We start from the raw sequence: 15,859 nt of genomic DNA, 5'->3' as shown, positions 1-15,859 counted from the left end.
CTATAATTTCTCTTTAAGATATTTACCAGTTACAGAATTCTTATTTTCAACAATTTCTTCGGGTGTACCAAAAGCCACTAATTGTCCACCATGTTTTCCACCTTCAGGCCCTAAATCAATAATGTAATCCGCACATTTAATCAAATCGATATTGTGTTCTATAACTATAATAGAATGACCCTTTGCTATTAATGCTTGAAAGGATTTTAACAACTTCTGTATATCGTGAAAATGCAATCCGGTTGTAGGTTCATCAAAAATAAAGAGTGCATTATCACTTTTACTACCTTTGCCTAAAAATGTCGCGAGCTTAATACGTTGTGCTTCACCACCAGAAAGAGTAGAAGAGGACTGTCCTAAAGTTACGTAACCCAAGCCAACATCTTGTAAGGGTTGTAATTTATTCTTTATTTTCGTTTGCTTATGGGTTTTAAAGAACGTTATGGCATCATCAATAGTCATATTGAGGATATCATCGATAGACTTACCTTCAAACACGACTTCTAAAACTTCTTTCTTAAAACGTTTGCCATTACAGGTATCACAAGTTAAATGCACATCTGCCATAAATTGCATTTCTATGGTCACTTCTCCTTCACCTTTACAAGTTTCGCATCGTCCTCCATCTACATTAAAACTAAAATGTTTGGCTTGGTAGTTTCTAATCTTGCTTAATTTTTGAGAAGCAAATAAAGACCTAATATCGTCATAAGCTTTAATATAAGTAACAGGATTAGAGCGTGATGAACGACCAATAGGATTTTGGTCTACAAACTCAACATGCTGCACATTGCTATGGTTTCCTTTTATCTCGGTAAATTGACCAGCCTTATCACTAAAACCAGTAAGTTTCTTCTGGATTGCCGGAAATAATATCTTTTTTACCAAAGTACTCTTACCACTACCAGACACACCAGTTATTACGGTTAGCATTTCTAAAGGAAACTTTACATCTATGTTTTTTAGATTGTTTTCGCGTGCACCAATAATTTCAATGGCATATTTAGAGGTTCTTCGTTTTTCCGGAACTTTGATTTCTAACTGACCGTTAAGGTATTTGGCGGTTAGTGTATCTGAAGCCAAAATATCATTAAAATTACCTGTAGCCACAATTTCTCCACCAAATGTACCAGCTTCAGGCCCTATATCAATAATCTCATCAGCAGCTTTCATTATATCTTCATCGTGCTCAACTACAATAACTGTATTACCTAAATCACGTAATGATTTTAATACAGAAATTAAACGTTCAGTGTCTTTTGGATGTAGGCCAATACTTGGTTCATCCAAAATATACATAGAGCCTACAAGACTACTTCCTAATGATGTTGCCAAATTAATACGTTGACTTTCTCCACCAGAAAGCGTGTTAGATCTTCTGTTTAAGGTTAGATAATTTAAACCTACGTTAGACAAAAACTCTAAACGTGTATTTATCTCAGTCAACAAGCGTTTGGCAATTTTTGTTTCATAGTCGTTAAGAACTAAAGCCTTAAAAAACTCTGATAATTCATTAAGTGGTAAATCCACTAAATCGGTAATCGTTGCACCATTTATTTTTACGTAACTAGCCTCTTTACGTAAGCGCTTGCCTTTACAGACATTACATTTGGTCTTGCCACGATAGCGTGAGAGCATTACACGATTTTGAATTTTGTAGGCTTTAGATTCTAGCTCAGCAAAGAAACTATCTAATCCTTCAAAATATTCATTTCCAGACCATATTAAAGCTTTATAATTGTCGCTTAATTCAAAATAGGGCTTATGTATAGGAAAATCGAATTTATGGGAATTGTTCACTAATTGGTCTCTATACCAACTCATACTTTCTCCTCTCCAAGGAAAAATAGCATTTTCGTAAACTGAAAGTGCTGTATTTGGAATCACTAAATCTTCATCAATACCAATAACATTACCATAGCCTTCGCACTTAGGGCAAGCACCATAAGGATTATTAAAACTAAATAAATGCGCATTGGGTTCTAGGAACGTCATGTCATCTATTTCAAACTTGTTATTGAACTGTACTTGTTTTTTATCTGATAATGATTCAATGATACAAGAGCCAACTCCTTCAAAAAAAGCAGTTTCTATGGCATCAGCCAATCTATTAAGGAAATCTTCATCATCCTTGTAGACAATCCTGTCTACAACTAGAAATAAATTTTTATCAGAGGTAATGTTTTCTTTTAAAGCATCATCAATGCGCAGCACGTCATTTTTCACTTTAATTCTGGCATAACCTTGTTGTTGTAGCGTTTGTAGTTTGTTTTCTACAGTTCTGCCTTCCTCTAGTGTTATTGGTGATAAGAGTAGAAGTTTGCTGCCTTCTTCAAATTTTGAAATGTATTCTATAACATCTGTAACCGTATGTTTTTTTACTTCATCTCCAGAAATAGGAGAGTAAGTTTTTCCGATTCTTGCAAATAACAATTTTAAATAATCGTAAATCTCTGTTGTGGTTCCTACTGTAGAGCGTGGATTGGTAGAGTTTACTTTTTGTTCTATGGCAATAGCTGGCGCAATACCTTTTATGTAATCTACTTTAGGTTTGTTTAGTCTGCCCAAAAACTGCCTTGCATAACTCGATAGACTTTCTACATAGCGTCTTTGTCCCTCTGCATATAAGGTGTCAAAGGCTAAACTCGATTTTCCAGAACCAGATAATCCTGTAATTACTACTAATTTATTTCTGGGAATAACGACATCAACATTTTTTAGATTATGCAGTTTTGCACCTTTTATGATGATATTTTTTTTTGGACTTACGTCTAAAACAGTAGTGTTCATAGGATTTTAAAGAATATAATCTTGCAAAGATACTATATCTTATTCATCTATTAAAGGAACATTTTTTCCGATAAAATGTTAAAATTTGGTAGTTTTTTTTGCATTTTCGGAATGATTGTTGTTATATTTACCACATAATCATTTAAAACACAACTGCGTATAACATAATATTACTTTAAGAAAAGCTAAAACCCCAAGCTAAGAATCTAGATTCTGGCTACTAAGAGTAATATTATGAAAAAAGAACTTATCCAAGACGCAGAGTTGGTTAGCAACTACATAAAAGGAGACGAAAGTGCGCTATCGGTATTGATAGAAAGGCACAAGCAGAAAATCTACAGTTTTATTTATTCTAAGGTTTACGATAGAGATATTACTGAAGATGTTTTTCAAGATACCTTTATTAAGGTCATTAGAACCTTAAAAAGAGGTAAATACAACGAAGAAGGTAAATTTTTACCTTGGGTAATGCGTATTGCTCATAATTTGGTTATTGATCACTTTAGAAAGAACAGTCGTATGCCTAAGTTTGATAATGCTGGTGAATTTAGCATTTTTTCTGTATTGAGCGACTCGAGCTTAAATGCTGAAAAAAATATGATTAAAGACCAGGTAGAGTCTGATGTTAGACGCATAATTGAAGAACTTCCAGAAGACCAAAAACAGGTGCTTTTAATGCGTATGTACCAAGATATGAGCTTTAAGGAAATATCAGAACGTACAGGTGTTAGTATCAATACTGCACTAGGAAGAATGCGCTATGCTCTAATAAATATGCGAAAGGTTATTGAACAAAATAATATAGTTTTAACAAATTGATACAATAATGCACTTAGAGTTGCGTTTTAACCATATAATAACCTGTAAATTATTAATATGGAAAAAATTTACTCTAATGCTTCCCCAAAAAAAGACAACCTAAAACCAAAAGATGAGACTGTGAGTTTCCTTTTGGATTATTCTAAGGCTTTAAGTGTTATAAATTATAATAAATTGAAGTTTGAAGCACTTCTAAATTAAGTTGAAGAAAAATCCTGATTTATTTAAAGTCAGGATTTTTTTGTAAACAACAGTTCTTCGTAATTCTGGGTGGTTAAATATTCTTGCTTTAACTTCTTGAGGTAAGAAATAATTTGCGACCTCATAGGATGTTTACTTAATAAGCAGTTTTTTATATCCTCATCATAAACGGTTAAGAGAATATACCAGTGCCCTTTGCGTGTTGTGTATTTTCCTTCAAACAATGGGTCGTTTCCATTACTGCTACGTCTTAGATCAGTAATTACTAGTGGTAACGCTAATTTTTCATCGGTACGTTCTACTTCAGTGTAAGACAGGTAGAAAGTTTTGCCTTCAAGTTGAAATGGCGTGTTTAAGCCAACGTCTTTATGATTTAAATTATACTTTTTATTAATGTAGTTATAGAATTCATCAGCATCCTTTGGATCTTTAAAGATAAATGATATTTCTCTGGATAACTTGCGTTGAAACTTTTTTGCTCTTGTTATTTTATAGTCTTCATTCTTAAATTTTGGAGCAATTTTATACGGAATACAAGACGTCAGAACGATTAGTGAAACAAGAATTAATACTCTTTTCATTGATTGATGATTTCAAGAAAAGCATCAATAATTGTACCAGTTAAGACTTATTTTTTCTTTTTGTAATAATCATCCAAAACAGATTTTCTACCAATTGTTTTGGTAATAATATCCTTTTCTAAATCCCAACCACGTGCTGGAGAATATTCTCTACCATACCATATAATTTGAAGGTGAAGATCATTCCAAAGTTCTTTAGGGAAAATTCGTTTAGCATCTTTTTCAGTCTGCACTACATTTTTTCCGTTGGTTAAGTTCCAACGGTACATTAGCCTATGGATATGTGTATCTACAGGAAATGCTGGTATTCCAAAGGCTTGAGACAGAACTACTGCTGCAGTTTTGTGTCCAACTGCTGGTAATGCTTCAAGTTCTTCGTACGTTTTTGGTACTTGTCCGTTGTGTTTGTCAATTAAAATATGAGACAGACCATGAATACCTTTGCTCTTCATTGGAGATAAGCCAACAGGTTTTATAATTTCCCTAATTTCTTCAACGCTGAGCTTAATCATATCGTAAGGATTATCAGCACGCTCAAAAAGAAGAGGTGTTATTTGGTTTACCCTAACATCTGTACTTTGAGCAGACATTAAAACTGCTATAAGCAATGTATAAGGATCTTTATGGTCTAATGGAATCGGTATTTCTGGATAGAGTTTATTTAATGTATTTATTACAAAATCTACCTTTTCTTGTTTTGTCATGTTGTATTTTTACATCAACAAATTTAATAAACAATATGAAGACATTAAAGACAGGTGATAAAGTACCAAACTTTTCAGTAAATGACCAAGATGGAAATTTAATCTCTTTATCCGATTATAAAGGAAAAAAACTAGTGGTTTTCTTCTATCCTAAGGCTAGTACACCAACATGTACTGTTGAAGCTTGTAATCTTGGTGAGAACTACAAAGCGTTACAGGACGCTGGGTATGAAATTTTAGGAGTTAGTGCTGATTCTGAAAAACGACAATCAAATTTTAAGAAAAAGTATAAATTTCCTTACCCTTTATTGGCTGATACAGATAAAGAAGTTATTAATGCTTTTGGTGTTTGGGGACCAAAAAAGTTTATGGGTAGAGAATTTGATGGCATTCACAGAATGACCTTTATTATCAATGAAGAAGGTATTGTTGAGCGTGTAATAGACAAAGTGAAAGCTAAAATACACACTGATCAGATTTTAAATGCATAAAAAAACGACCTTTTCTGGACTACGTTGAGTAGGCTTGAAAAGGTCGCTCTAATTTATTGTTTGTTGCTTTAATTTTTGTGGATCACTTCTTCAGATTCACAACCAAACAAGCTCTTTTCTTTAATTAATTTTGCAACACCTTCTGGTAACATTTGTTCCCAGCCGTTTTCTCCAGATGCTATCATTTTTAGCACTGTTCTAGAGAATACAGATAGGTTAGAGGTGTCAAAATCAGTGATGTCAACAACTTTTCCGTTGTATTTAAAGAACTTGTAAAGTTCTTTCATGCGTGGATGTACTTTAAGGTTTTCACTATTAGTTAAGCTACCATCGTCATTTTGCATTGGATATAGATAAACACGCAAGTCCTTGAAGAATAATTTTCCGAAGGCCTCAAGAATACCACCACTTAAATGACGGTAATATTTCTCATCAAAAATATCCACCAAGTTGTTTACTCCCATCGCTAAGCCCATTCTAGCTTTTGTATATTGAGAGAAATACTCAACCAATTTGTAATATTCTTGGAAGTTAGAGATGAGTACTGTTTGTCCTAAAGAACACAATAGTTTAGCACGATCCATAAAATCCTGCTCATCAATTTTCCCTTCAGCTCTTAAGTTAGAAAGGGTAATTTCAAAGATAACTTGTGTTTTTTCCTTTTCAACCTTATTTTCTTTAATGAACATTTCGTAAGATTTCTCAAACATGTCCATATTTACTTTGGTAACTGGTCTAAAACTACCTCTAAGCGTTAAAATGTTTTTTTTGTAAAGTACACGAGCAGGTAATACGTTGTTACCATCTGGTGCAAACATAACCGCATCTGTCATTCCGTTTTTAACAAGTTGTAAACTCATTAATCGGTTATCTACATCTTTAAAAACAGGACCTGAGAAATTTATAGTATCAATTTCTAGTTGATCCTTGTCTAAATGGTCGTATAAATAGCGTAGTAATTTACGCGGTTGATTGTATTTATAGAAAGCACCGTAAATAAGGTTTGTTCCAAGTTTTCCTAATGTTTCTTGTTGCAAACGTGCATCCGTTTCTTTAAAACGAATATGTAGCACAATATCATTATAGGCTTGGTCTGGACCAACTTGGTACTTAATACCAACCCATCCATGGCCTTTATATTTTTTTGCAAAATCTATAGTTGCAACCGTATTAGCGTACGAGAAGAATATTTTATTAGGATGCTTGTCTCTAGTAATACGCTCTTCCATTAAACCCACTTCGTGGTTTAGCATTTTTCTAAGCCTAGCCTCAGTTACATAACGTTTATCATCTTCAATACCATAAATAGCATCGCTAAAATCTTTATCGTAAGCAGACATTGCTTTAGCAATTGTGCCAGAAGCACCACCAGCCCTAAAAAAATGACGAACAGTTTCTTGTCCTGCGCCTATCTCGGCAAATGTGCCGTAAATGTCAGCATTAAGATTTATACGTAAGGCTTTGTCTTTGAGAGAGGGAATATTTTCAAATTCCGTGTCGCCTTTATACGTTATGTCCTTCATAGAATATGGGTTTAAGTAGCATTACAAAGGTATTAATTTACTATTGCAAACAAAAAAATAAACTTACTTTTGTTTTAAACAAAATAGTATTGAAAATTACGTTTTTAGGCACTGGAACTTCGCAAGGAATCCCAATAATAGGAAGCACTCATCCTGTGTGTTTAAGTGAGAATGAAAAAGATAAAAGATTACGTGTTTCTGTTTTAGTAGAATGGGATGATTACTGTTATGTTATTGATTGTGGCCCAGATTTTAGACAGCAAATGCTCAATGCCAAGGTTTCGAAAATTGATGGAATTGTTTTTACGCACGAACATGCTGACCATACCATGGGACTCGACGATATTAGACCATTCTTCTTTAGACAAGGGGATATTGACCTCTATGCACACAAACGTGTTTTTAAAGCTTTGAAAAAGCGTTTTGATTATATATTTACAACAAAAACTAAATATCCTGGTGTGCCCAATGTCGTAACTCATGTAGTAAAAAACAAACCGTTTAAATTGGGTAATCTCTTTGTAACTCCAATTGATGGACTTCATCATAAGCTTCAGGTGTTTGGCTATCGGTTTAGTGATTTTGCTTATCTAACAGATATGAAAACTGTGCCTGATGCCGAAATTGAAAAACTTCAAAACCTTGAGGTTCTTGTGGTTAATGCGTTAAGGGAAAAACCACATATTTCGCATTTTAATTTAGAAGAAGCACTAGCTTTTATTGAGAAAGTAAACCCAAAACGTGCCTATTTAACACATATTAGCCATCATTTGGGCTTTCATGACGATGTACAACAAAAATTACCTAAAAACGTTTTTTTAGCATACGATAACTTACAAATTACCATTTAAGATATGAAGAGTAGAATTTTTATGTATTTATTTATTTTTTCAGTGCTACTGATTATTTTTCAATATGTTAACTCAAAAAATATCATTGATAAGTACGAGGTAGATATTAGAAAGTATAAAACAACAATGGATGCTCAAGAAAAAACTATTGCAGCCTTAGAAGAGCAAAATTTTGAACTCAACTATTTTAATATTGATAGAAACGACAATGCATTAGATTATTTTATTGCTCAAGGCTATGATGCAGATAAATTGATTTCGGCAATCACTGAAGGGTTGTATAATATGAATGATTATGAAGGTGAAGAACACCCAATTGTGCCTTTTGTGTCTATGACCGATTCTAAATTACTGATTAATAAAATTAGAATTTTAAATCATAGATGGATTGTTGCCAACTTTACCGATGGTGTACATTGGGGCGAAATTTTTGTCACTTATGAAATTGATGAGAATAATGATTTAAAGTATAAGCTAGTAGAATACTTTATGTACCCGAAATTCAATTAAATATACTTTACCAACCAATCCTTAAAATCATAAAAATTCTGCGGAGCCACGCCATGACCTACAGGATATTCTTTGTACTCATGATTTATCTCTAAAGCTTTTAGGAAATCTGGTGTTTTTCTAGCCCAATCTACAGGTATCACTTGGTCAACAGAGCCATGCGAACAGAAAAAATTCAAATGGGAAACCTCATCACTTTCTATTGTGTCTGGTAAGATTTCTTCACTAATATAACCGCTAAGCGCAACAACGTTCTTTACTTTGTTTGGGTAATTTAGGGCTACAGCATAACTTAAAATAGTACCTTGACTAAAACCCAAAAGTGTAACGTTATCTGAATTTACAGGATAAGTAGCACAAGCATAATCTATAAAGTTAGCAATCTTATCAACCGATTGTTTGGCTTGTTCATTGTCGTTCCATTTTCCTTTTTCAGCATCAAAATTAATGGCATACCATGCATTGCCATAAGGTTGCATAGCATAAGGTGCTCTTAAAGAAATGATGAAGAGTTCTTCTGGTAATTCTGAAGCAAATGAAAATAAATCATTTTCATCGCTACCATAACCATGGCACATTATTAACAATGGTGCATTCTCTTTTAGTACAGAAGGTCTGGTTATGTAGTGTAAATTATTCATTTAATTACTGTCCGATAGATTTAAATAGGTTTTGAAAAATGTCTCCTAAAAGCGGAATTTTGTTTGCTTTGCCAGTAATAGCACTATAAATACCGTATAAATACAGTACAGAGAAAAATATCCAGAAAGACATGCTTACCATCATACTATCTAGACTACTTACCACAAAGGCTATCATAATGTAAAGTAAGCCTAAACCTAGAGCTTGCCTAATGTGAAAAGAAGTAAATGTGTTTTTTTTATCTTGATTCATAAAAAAGGCAATCAATGTACCAAATAAAGTTAAATAAGCAACTAAACCTAAGGTTTTGCCTTCTTCTATAGTCTTCTGATTCATTATTTTAAAGCAATTTTATTATTAGCAATTATGCCATAAGTTTCACCTTTTAAGTCTAAGCCTAAAAAGGCGCTGTTTTTTGATCGCGAAGTGATATTAGATTTACCAAACTGATATTCTGAATCTGGATTAAACAGACTTAAATTCGCTACTTCACCTTCATTAGTGGTTGTCTCTTTAATGCCAAATCTAGATTTTCCTTGAGTTAATAAAGCCACTGTTTTTTTCGTGGTAAATAGCGTTTGAAGTGCTCCAAATGCAGATTCTAACCCAATTGTTCCGTATTTGGCAAAATCAAATTCTACTTTTTTATCTTCAATATCTATTGGATTGTGGTCTGTGGTAACCATATCAATTGTACCATCTTTTAAGCCTTCAATTAAAGCATCACAATCTTGTTGCGTTCGTAATGGTGGTAACACTTTGTATCTGGTGTCAAAACCATTTAAACTTTCATCTGTTAAGAGTAAATTATGGATAGCCACACTACAAGTTACATCAAGCTTTTTTGCTTTGGCAGCTCTTATCAGTTCTACTGATTTTGCTGTTGATATTGTCGGAATATGAAGTTTACCTTCTGTATATTCTAGCAAGAATAAATCTCTTGCTACTTGCAATTCTTCTGCTAAGGCTGGATTTCCTTTTAAGCCTAAACGTGTACTATTAATATGTTCATTAACCACACCATGACCTGAAATTTTTGATTCTTGAGGAAACGAGCATACCAAACCATCAAAATTACTAGCGTACTGCAAGGCAATTTTCATAAGGTTAGGATTAGAAATGGGTTTTTGGTAATCATAGAATGCTACAGCTCCAGCATTCTTCATATCAAAAAGTTCCGCTAAGTCTTCACTTTTGCTAGATTGTGTCAATGCACCAATAGGATAGAGGCTAGTGGCTTTGTTTTGAGCTTTAGATTTTACAAACGTAATATCTGCATAACTATCTATTACAGGATTAGAATTTGGATTCAGCGCAACAGCTGTAAAACCAGATTGTGCAGCAGTTTTTAATCCGTTGTCAATGGTTTCTCGCTCTTCATAGCCTGGTTCTCCAAAAGACACACTACTATCAAACCAACCTTGAGAAACATGGAGGTTGTCTAATTTTATTTCTCTGTAATTATTAGGATTGGAAATGCGTTTAGAAATCTTGGCAATGCGGCCTTTTTCAATTAAAATATCAACCGTTTCATTGTGAAAATCACTTTTAGAATCAACGATAGTGGCAGATTTTATGAGTGCGTTCATTTTTTTCCTATGTTATAGGTTATTGAGTTATTAAGACAGTACACATTAACTTAATAACTAATATCTTAATGTCAAATTACAGTGTAATCTTATTTCAAATATTTTAAGAGCAATATCTCTACTACTAAAAACACCAGTGCAAAAATAACAAACCATTTCCATAGCGCATTAACATTTGTGTTACTTTTTATATTATCAATAGTACTAGCCAAGCTATTATTTATAGATACATTACTAACAGATTGTAAATCATAGTAACTAAGATTGCTTTCCGTTCTGTTATGGTTAAAACTAAGATTTTGTAAGATTTGTGTCTTGTTCTTAACGTTTAGTATTCCTGCTGTTTCAGGGTAATCTTCAGTTTCTAACACAACAGTTTTACTATAGGTTTTTTGAAGCGGGATTACCGACGTTTCACCAGAGGATAAGGTTAAAATATCATCTTGATCTAATGTTGCATTTATAGCAATACTGTTGGGTTGACCAATGGTATAATAGAGTTGAGGCAATTTTAAACTCTGCTTACCAATATTATAAAGCACAGGAACAATTAAAGGTGAATTTTTAAAATTTGTATTCGCTTTATTTAATGCTGAAGCAAACACATAGGCATTATCAATTCCACTTAAAAAGGCTGAACCATCTTCAAAGGATAAAACGGCATTACTATTTGAGGTAAAACGATAAGCTGTTTCAACTTTAGGATACTGAAAGTTGGTCACTTTAGAATAAAACGCATTAGCTAAAAGCGGATGATTATAATTAATAGAAGTAATTCGTTTTGGGTTGGTGCTTAAAGTACTTAAAGCTGAAGTCTTGATATCTTTAAACAAAAGTGAATAGGTACTTAATTCAGCATCACTTGAAGGAATAATTACAACATGTCCACCATCCATCCAAAACTTATAAAGCGCATTTCTTAAGGCATTAGAAATGGTTTTCAATTCGTTAATAATAATTAAATTTTGGTCTGGAATTAAACTAAAATTTAAAGCATTTAGCTTAAAACTTTGATACTCAAATTCATCATCTGTGTAGATGCGTTTTAAGAAGTTATCTTCAGCAGTTTCATTAATAGCCAATACTTTGATTTTTGGTCTTGTATTAACATTAAAATAAAACGTGTTATCGTATTGTAAGCCTGCATCATCAATTACAAGCTTGCCATTAATAACGGCATTGTTTGGAATGCTAAATGTAGTTTCGGCTTCATTATTAATATCTACAGCACTTTTTGCCAATAAGGCATCATCGTTAAACAATGATATTGTAACATTCTCAACGGCTTCACCTTGGTTAGAGAGTTTCACCTTTAAAATTAAGGTTTCTGCTGTTGTGTTCTCTACATAGACGCTATCAATGCTTACATTTGCTACTAAAGAAGATTTAGGTTGCACCAAATTTAACTGCACAATGCTATCAGTTTCAAAGCTTAAAGGGTTGTCTTTCTGTTGAAAATCCGATACTAAAATTAAATTTTTGGTTGCTGTAGTATTTTTAGAAAACAGCTCTTGTCCTTTTAGAAAAGCAGCATCATAATTAAGTTGGGTTGGAGAATATTCTAATTGAATTAAATCATTCTTTAATGCTTTAAGGCTAGTGTTTCTGAAGGTTTTAGTATTAGTAAACAAACTTATTTGCTCATCTTCTGGTAATGTATTGATGATATCCTGAATGGCTTCATTTAAAAGCGTACCATTTTTACCATTAGCTTGCATGCTATAAGAATTGTCTAAATAAATAACCGTTTCCTGAACTTCATTAAAGTTTTCAGTATTTGGAATATAAGGCTGCGCAAAAGCAATAATAGCACATGCCAATAGCAGCATACGAGAAAGGAGTGTCAACCACTTCTTTAATTGCGAACTTTTGCGTGTTTGCATTTCCACTGCCTTTAGAAACTTTACATTGGTAAATTGTACTTTCTGAAAGCGACGTAGCTGAAATAAATGAATAAGAATAGGAATGACCAGTAAAAATAAGGCGTAAAGTAATTCTGGGTGTTTAAAATGCATTCCTGATTTTAAAATTATTTAATTAGAGTGAATTAAAAAGCTAAACTCAATGTGCCAGTATTTACATATTAAGCTTTTAAATCTTAAACATCAAATATAGAAAATGCAAAACGATAACAGTATTTAGCTTTTGAGAAATTTAACAGAAAAAGAAATAATCAATCATAGATTGCATTTGCTGTTCTTTAAAATACGTCCTAATCTCTTCCTGTTCGTTAGCATTGGCAACGGTAACAATACTCTGAGGTTTATGAAGTTGTTCCAAATAATTGAAATTATAAAGTTCTTGTTCGTAAATGTGTTTACCTATTTTTTTCTCATTATCGCAAATCCAGTAAAACGGAATTTTATTTTCAATCAATAGTTTAGCAACCGTTTTTCCTTTATTGCCAGCTCCCCAAATGGTTAATGGTCGGTTGGAGTCATAATCAAGCTCTAAAAAGTAATGTACTTTTATATCCAAAAAGTAATTAATGGCATAATGCTCGTGAGTTCTTGAGGTTCGTGTACTATAATCGCGCCATTGAAGTAACACTTCGTTACAAGGAATGCATTTAAAACCCGCTCTATAAAAACGAAAAGTAAGATCGTAATCTTCTGGATAGCGATTAGGTTTAAAACCTTCACATGCTATAAAATCATCACGATGTAGCATCCAACATGGAGAAGGAATCACACATTCTTTATAGATTTCAGAATAATTGCTACCTGTTTTGGTCAAAGCATTTATCCAACGTTCATAACGTGCATAGCCATCGCTAACACCATCAGCCCTAAAGTATTTTACCTGACCAACAGCAAGATGATGTTTTCCGTGTTTTAGAAGATTGTTAACCATCACTTCAAGTCGGTTGGGTGTCATAATATCATCACTGTCCATTCTGGTGATATAGTCGCCATGACACAGACTAAAAGCGGTCTGTAGTGCATTAATTATACCTTGTCCTTTGTTTTTAAAAAGTCTAATTCGCGTATCTTTTTGGGAATAATCTTCAACAATACTATTAGATTTATCAGTGGACGAATCATCAATAACAATCGCTTCCCAATTGGTGTAAGTCTGGTTTATAATTGAATCGATACATTCATTAATAAACGCTTCGGTATTCTTAAATGGAACTAATATGCTTACGAGTGGTTGCGACATGGCACGAATTTAACAAAACCTTTAGAAATTAAGTAGTAACAGATTGTAGATTTGTGCGTCAAAGAAAAAACTAAACACAAAAACATGAAGAATTATTTAGCCATTCTTGGCTTAAGTGTAATTTTGGTAGGCTGTGGTTCAGCAAAACCAAAAGTAGATGATTTAGCTGTAAGTAATCCTATTGAGACTGCTTTAGATTTAACAGCAGTTGTAGATGATAAAGTACCAGTTACTATAAATCCTGGTCGTTTTACTACAGAAACCGTAACTTATAGATTGCCAAGAGTAGTTCAAGGAACATATTCAGTTAGTGATTTTGGTAGATACGTCGATGATTTTAAAGCCTTGGATTATAAAGGAAATGAGCTAGAAGTGTCTAAGGTAGATACAAATACTTGGACCATTTCTGATGCTACTAAACTAGATAAGCTTGTGTATTATGTAAATGATACGTTTGATATTGAATCTTCTGGTGGTATAGGCGGAGAAAATCCATTTTCACCTGCTGGAACTAATATTGAAGAAGATAATTATGTACTTAACTTACACGGTTTTATTGGTTATTTTGATTCTTTAAAGAACAACCAATATGCTTTAGATGTTACTGCGCCAGCAACATTTGTAAGAACTTCGGCTTTAGAAGATAAAGGCATGAAATCTAGTGCAGATGGAAAATCTATTACAAGCAGCTATTTCGCACAACGTTATTTTGATATTACCGATAACCCAATGATGTATGGTAAATTGGATGTTGAAGAATTTATGGTTGGAGATATCAAGATTGTATTAAGTGTATATTCTCCAAACAAAGTACATACAGCTGCAAGCCAAAAGGAAACCGTTTATAAAATGATGCAGGCTCAGAAGGAATATCTTGGTGATGTTAATAGTACTGCGCGTTACGATATTTACCTGTATTTGTCAGATGGTAGCGATACTGCTCCAAAAGGTATGGGAGCTTTAGAGCATCATACATCTACGGTAGTTGTTTTACCAGAATCTTCAAGTAAGGAAGGGTTGGCTGCGTCAATTATAGATGTGGTTGCACATGAGTTTTTTCATATTGTAACTCCATTATCTGTACATTCTGAAGATGTTCACTATTTTGATTATAACAAACCAACATTTTCTAAGCATTTATGGATGTACGAAGGTGTAACAGAATATTTTGCACAACATTTTCAAGTTTATGAAGGGTTGATAGAACCAGACGCATTTTACAACACTATTAAGAGTAAAATAGATACTTCTAAGCGTATGGATGATGCTATGAGCTTCACAATAATGAGCGAAAATGTTTTAGAAGAGCCTTATGCATCTAACTATTATAACGTTTATATGAAAGGCGCTTTAATAGGTATGTGTATTGATATTTTAATGCGAAAAGAAAGCGATGGAAACCGTAGTATGCTGTCTTTAATGAAAGAATTATCGGCTAAATATGGTAAAGAAAAACCATTTGAAGACGACAAAATTATTGCTGAGATTACTGCAATGACTTACCCAAGTGTTGGTGAATTTTTAAAGACTCATGTAGAAGGAGATATACCAATTAATTACAACGAATTTTTTGAAATGGTTGGTTTAACAATGGGTGAATCTGAAGTGCCAACAAATTACATTTTCGCAGGTGGACAAAACATTATTTTTGATGGAGACCAAGCGAAAGGCACTATTTTCTTTTCACCAATGGCTTTAAAGAATTCATTTTGGGCATCTCAAGGTGTGCAAGCAGGTGATGTTATTAAGAAAGTAAATGGAGCAGAATTAACACTTCAAAATGCACAACAAGTTATAGGAGGTATGTTCTCATGGCAAGAAGGTCAGGAATTTAGTATGGATTTAGAACGTAATGGTGAAACTATAATTTTAAAAGGAACATTGACAAAAGCTACAGCGAAGAGCGAATCTATAATTGAAGATCCTAATGCAACTGAAGCACAAAAAGAAGTTAGAGTTGCTTGGTTAAAAGGCTAAGATTATTATCTATTGATAT

Annotated in this window: 15 protein-coding genes; 6 read left to right on the top strand and 9 right to left on the bottom strand. The window is 33.2% G+C overall.

The features are described from left to right. The gene (gene uvrA, locus ACFFGA_RS07240) at positions 1 to 2,790 is read right to left on the bottom strand and encodes an excinuclease ABC subunit UvrA (RefSeq protein ID WP_386061776.1); all 2,790 of its coding nucleotides are present in this window, start codon (positions 2,788 to 2,790) and stop codon (positions 1 to 3) included. A 234-nt stretch (positions 2,791 to 3,024) separates the two neighbouring features. On the opposite strand from uvrA, the gene ACFFGA_RS07235 reads away from it, so the two are divergent. Both ACFFGA_RS07235 and ACFFGA_RS07230 read left to right on the top strand, forming a co-directional pair. Beyond that, complete coding sequence (locus tag ACFFGA_RS07235; protein WP_386061773.1) at positions 3,025 to 3,609, top strand: RNA polymerase sigma factor; 585 nt, start codon at positions 3,025 to 3,027, stop codon at positions 3,607 to 3,609. Positions 3,610 to 3,666: 57 nt separating this feature from the next. Continuing rightward, positions 3,667 to 3,810 carry a hypothetical protein gene (locus tag ACFFGA_RS07230; RefSeq protein WP_386061770.1) on the top strand — a complete coding sequence of 48 codons (144 nt, stop codon included), beginning with the start codon at positions 3,667 to 3,669 and terminating at the stop codon, positions 3,808 to 3,810. A gap of 29 nt (positions 3,811 to 3,839) precedes the next feature. Here ACFFGA_RS07230 and ACFFGA_RS07225 read toward each other — a convergent pair whose 3' ends face one another. Together ACFFGA_RS07225 and ACFFGA_RS07220 are read right to left on the bottom strand one after the other, a co-directional pair. Continuing rightward, on the bottom strand, positions 3,840 to 4,391 hold the full coding sequence (locus tag ACFFGA_RS07225) for a hypothetical protein (RefSeq protein ID WP_386061768.1): 552 nt from the start codon (positions 4,389 to 4,391) through the stop codon (positions 3,840 to 3,842). 47 nt (positions 4,392 to 4,438) lie between these two features. Then, positions 4,439 to 5,095, bottom strand: a complete 657-nt coding sequence (locus ACFFGA_RS07220; RefSeq protein ID WP_386061765.1) for an endonuclease III domain-containing protein — start codon at positions 5,093 to 5,095, stop codon at positions 4,439 to 4,441. A 35-nt stretch (positions 5,096 to 5,130) separates the two neighbouring features. Here ACFFGA_RS07220 and bcp point away from each other — a divergent pair, with 35 nt between their 5' ends. Next, the gene (bcp, locus tag ACFFGA_RS07215; RefSeq protein WP_386061763.1) at positions 5,131 to 5,586 is read left to right on the top strand and encodes a thioredoxin-dependent thiol peroxidase; all 456 of its coding nucleotides are present in this window, start codon (positions 5,131 to 5,133) and stop codon (positions 5,584 to 5,586) included. A 68-nt stretch (positions 5,587 to 5,654) separates the two neighbouring features. On the opposite strand, the gene ACFFGA_RS07210 is transcribed toward bcp, so the two are convergent. After that, positions 5,655 to 7,109 carry a TonB-dependent receptor gene (locus ACFFGA_RS07210; RefSeq protein ID WP_386061760.1) on the bottom strand — a complete coding sequence of 485 codons (1,455 nt, stop codon included), beginning with the start codon at positions 7,107 to 7,109 and terminating at the stop codon, positions 5,655 to 5,657. Between the two features lie 89 nt (positions 7,110 to 7,198). Here ACFFGA_RS07210 and ACFFGA_RS07205 point away from each other — a divergent pair, with 89 nt between their 5' ends. Together ACFFGA_RS07205 and ACFFGA_RS07200 are read left to right on the top strand one after the other, a co-directional pair. Next, positions 7,199 to 7,960: an MBL fold metallo-hydrolase gene (locus tag ACFFGA_RS07205; RefSeq protein ID WP_386061757.1), complete on the top strand. Its 762-nt coding sequence runs from the start codon at positions 7,199 to 7,201 to the stop codon at positions 7,958 to 7,960. A 3-nt stretch (positions 7,961 to 7,963) separates the two neighbouring features. Further along, a complete protein-coding gene (locus ACFFGA_RS07200) occupies positions 7,964 to 8,470 on the top strand; it encodes a thioredoxin domain-containing protein (protein ID WP_386061756.1) in 507 nt (168 codons plus the stop codon). On the opposite strand, the gene ACFFGA_RS07195 is transcribed toward ACFFGA_RS07200, so the two are convergent. The 5 genes from ACFFGA_RS07195 to ACFFGA_RS07175 all read right to left on the bottom strand — a co-directional run bounded on the left by ACFFGA_RS07195 (position 8,467) and on the right by ACFFGA_RS07175 (position 13,863). Continuing rightward, on the bottom strand, positions 8,467 to 9,111 hold the full coding sequence (locus ACFFGA_RS07195; RefSeq protein ID WP_386061754.1) for an alpha/beta hydrolase: 645 nt from the start codon (positions 9,109 to 9,111) through the stop codon (positions 8,467 to 8,469). The two genes, ACFFGA_RS07200 and ACFFGA_RS07195, sit on opposite strands and share 4 nt — an antisense overlap. A 4-nt stretch (positions 9,112 to 9,115) precedes the next feature. Beyond that, positions 9,116 to 9,448 carry a magnetosome magnetite crystal formation protein family gene (locus tag ACFFGA_RS07190; protein ID WP_386061751.1) on the bottom strand — a complete coding sequence of 111 codons (333 nt, stop codon included), beginning with the start codon at positions 9,446 to 9,448 and terminating at the stop codon, positions 9,116 to 9,118. Beyond that, positions 9,448 to 10,701 carry a dihydroorotase gene (locus ACFFGA_RS07185; protein WP_386061748.1) on the bottom strand — a complete coding sequence of 418 codons (1,254 nt, stop codon included), beginning with the start codon at positions 10,699 to 10,701 and terminating at the stop codon, positions 9,448 to 9,450. Before ACFFGA_RS07185 ends, ACFFGA_RS07190 begins: the two co-directional genes overlap by 1 nt. 89 nt (positions 10,702 to 10,790) lie before the next feature. Further along, positions 10,791 to 12,716 (bottom strand): vWA domain-containing protein, encoded by a 1,926-nt coding sequence (locus ACFFGA_RS07180; RefSeq protein ID WP_386061745.1) that lies wholly within the window; start codon positions 12,714 to 12,716, stop codon positions 10,791 to 10,793. Positions 12,717 to 12,855: 139 nt separating this feature from the next. Continuing rightward, complete coding sequence (locus ACFFGA_RS07175) at positions 12,856 to 13,863, bottom strand: glycosyltransferase family 2 protein (RefSeq protein WP_386061742.1); 1,008 nt, start codon at positions 13,861 to 13,863, stop codon at positions 12,856 to 12,858. A gap of 84 nt (positions 13,864 to 13,947) precedes the next feature. Between ACFFGA_RS07175 and ACFFGA_RS07170 the strand changes: the two genes are divergently transcribed. Further along, complete coding sequence (locus tag ACFFGA_RS07170) at positions 13,948 to 15,840, top strand: M61 family metallopeptidase (protein WP_386061739.1); 1,893 nt, start codon at positions 13,948 to 13,950, stop codon at positions 15,838 to 15,840. Positions 15,841 to 15,859 lie beyond the last annotated feature (19 nt).

The sequence above is a fragment of the Winogradskyella pulchriflava genome (genome assembly GCF_042434315.1).
In the GTDB taxonomy this organism is placed as follows: domain Bacteria; phylum Bacteroidota; class Bacteroidia; order Flavobacteriales; family Flavobacteriaceae; genus Winogradskyella; species Winogradskyella pulchriflava.
The sequence above is the reverse complement of the archived record's forward strand: the minus strand, read 5'-3'. Positions and strand labels throughout refer to the sequence as shown.

Coding starts and splice junctions, on each gene's coding strand:
- uvrA (WP_386061776.1), bottom strand. CDS start 2,790: ATGAACACTACTGTTTTAGACGTAAGTCCAAAAAAAAATATCATCATA.
- ACFFGA_RS07235 (WP_386061773.1), top strand. CDS start 3,025: ATGAAAAAAGAACTTATCCAAGACGCAGAGTTGGTTAGCAACTACATA.
- ACFFGA_RS07230 (WP_386061770.1), top strand. CDS start 3,667: ATGGAAAAAATTTACTCTAATGCTTCCCCAAAAAAAGACAACCTAAAA.
- ACFFGA_RS07225 (WP_386061768.1), bottom strand. CDS start 4,391: ATGAAAAGAGTATTAATTCTTGTTTCACTAATCGTTCTGACGTCTTGT.
- ACFFGA_RS07220 (WP_386061765.1), bottom strand. CDS start 5,095: ATGACAAAACAAGAAAAGGTAGATTTTGTAATAAATACATTAAATAAA.
- bcp (WP_386061763.1), top strand. CDS start 5,131: ATGAAGACATTAAAGACAGGTGATAAAGTACCAAACTTTTCAGTAAAT.
- ACFFGA_RS07210 (WP_386061760.1), bottom strand. CDS start 7,109: ATGAAGGACATAACGTATAAAGGCGACACGGAATTTGAAAATATTCCC.
- ACFFGA_RS07200 (WP_386061756.1), top strand. CDS start 7,964: ATGAAGAGTAGAATTTTTATGTATTTATTTATTTTTTCAGTGCTACTG.
- ACFFGA_RS07195 (WP_386061754.1), bottom strand. CDS start 9,111: ATGAATAATTTACACTACATAACCAGACCTTCTGTACTAAAAGAGAAT.
- ACFFGA_RS07190 (WP_386061751.1), bottom strand. CDS start 9,448: ATGAATCAGAAGACTATAGAAGAAGGCAAAACCTTAGGTTTAGTTGCT.
- ACFFGA_RS07185 (WP_386061748.1), bottom strand. CDS start 10,701: ATGAACGCACTCATAAAATCTGCCACTATCGTTGATTCTAAAAGTGAT.
- ACFFGA_RS07180 (WP_386061745.1), bottom strand. CDS start 12,716: ATGCATTTTAAACACCCAGAATTACTTTACGCCTTATTTTTACTGGTC.
- ACFFGA_RS07175 (WP_386061742.1), bottom strand. CDS start 13,863: ATGTCGCAACCACTCGTAAGCATATTAGTTCCATTTAAGAATACCGAA.
- ACFFGA_RS07170 (WP_386061739.1), top strand. CDS start 13,948: ATGAAGAATTATTTAGCCATTCTTGGCTTAAGTGTAATTTTGGTAGGC.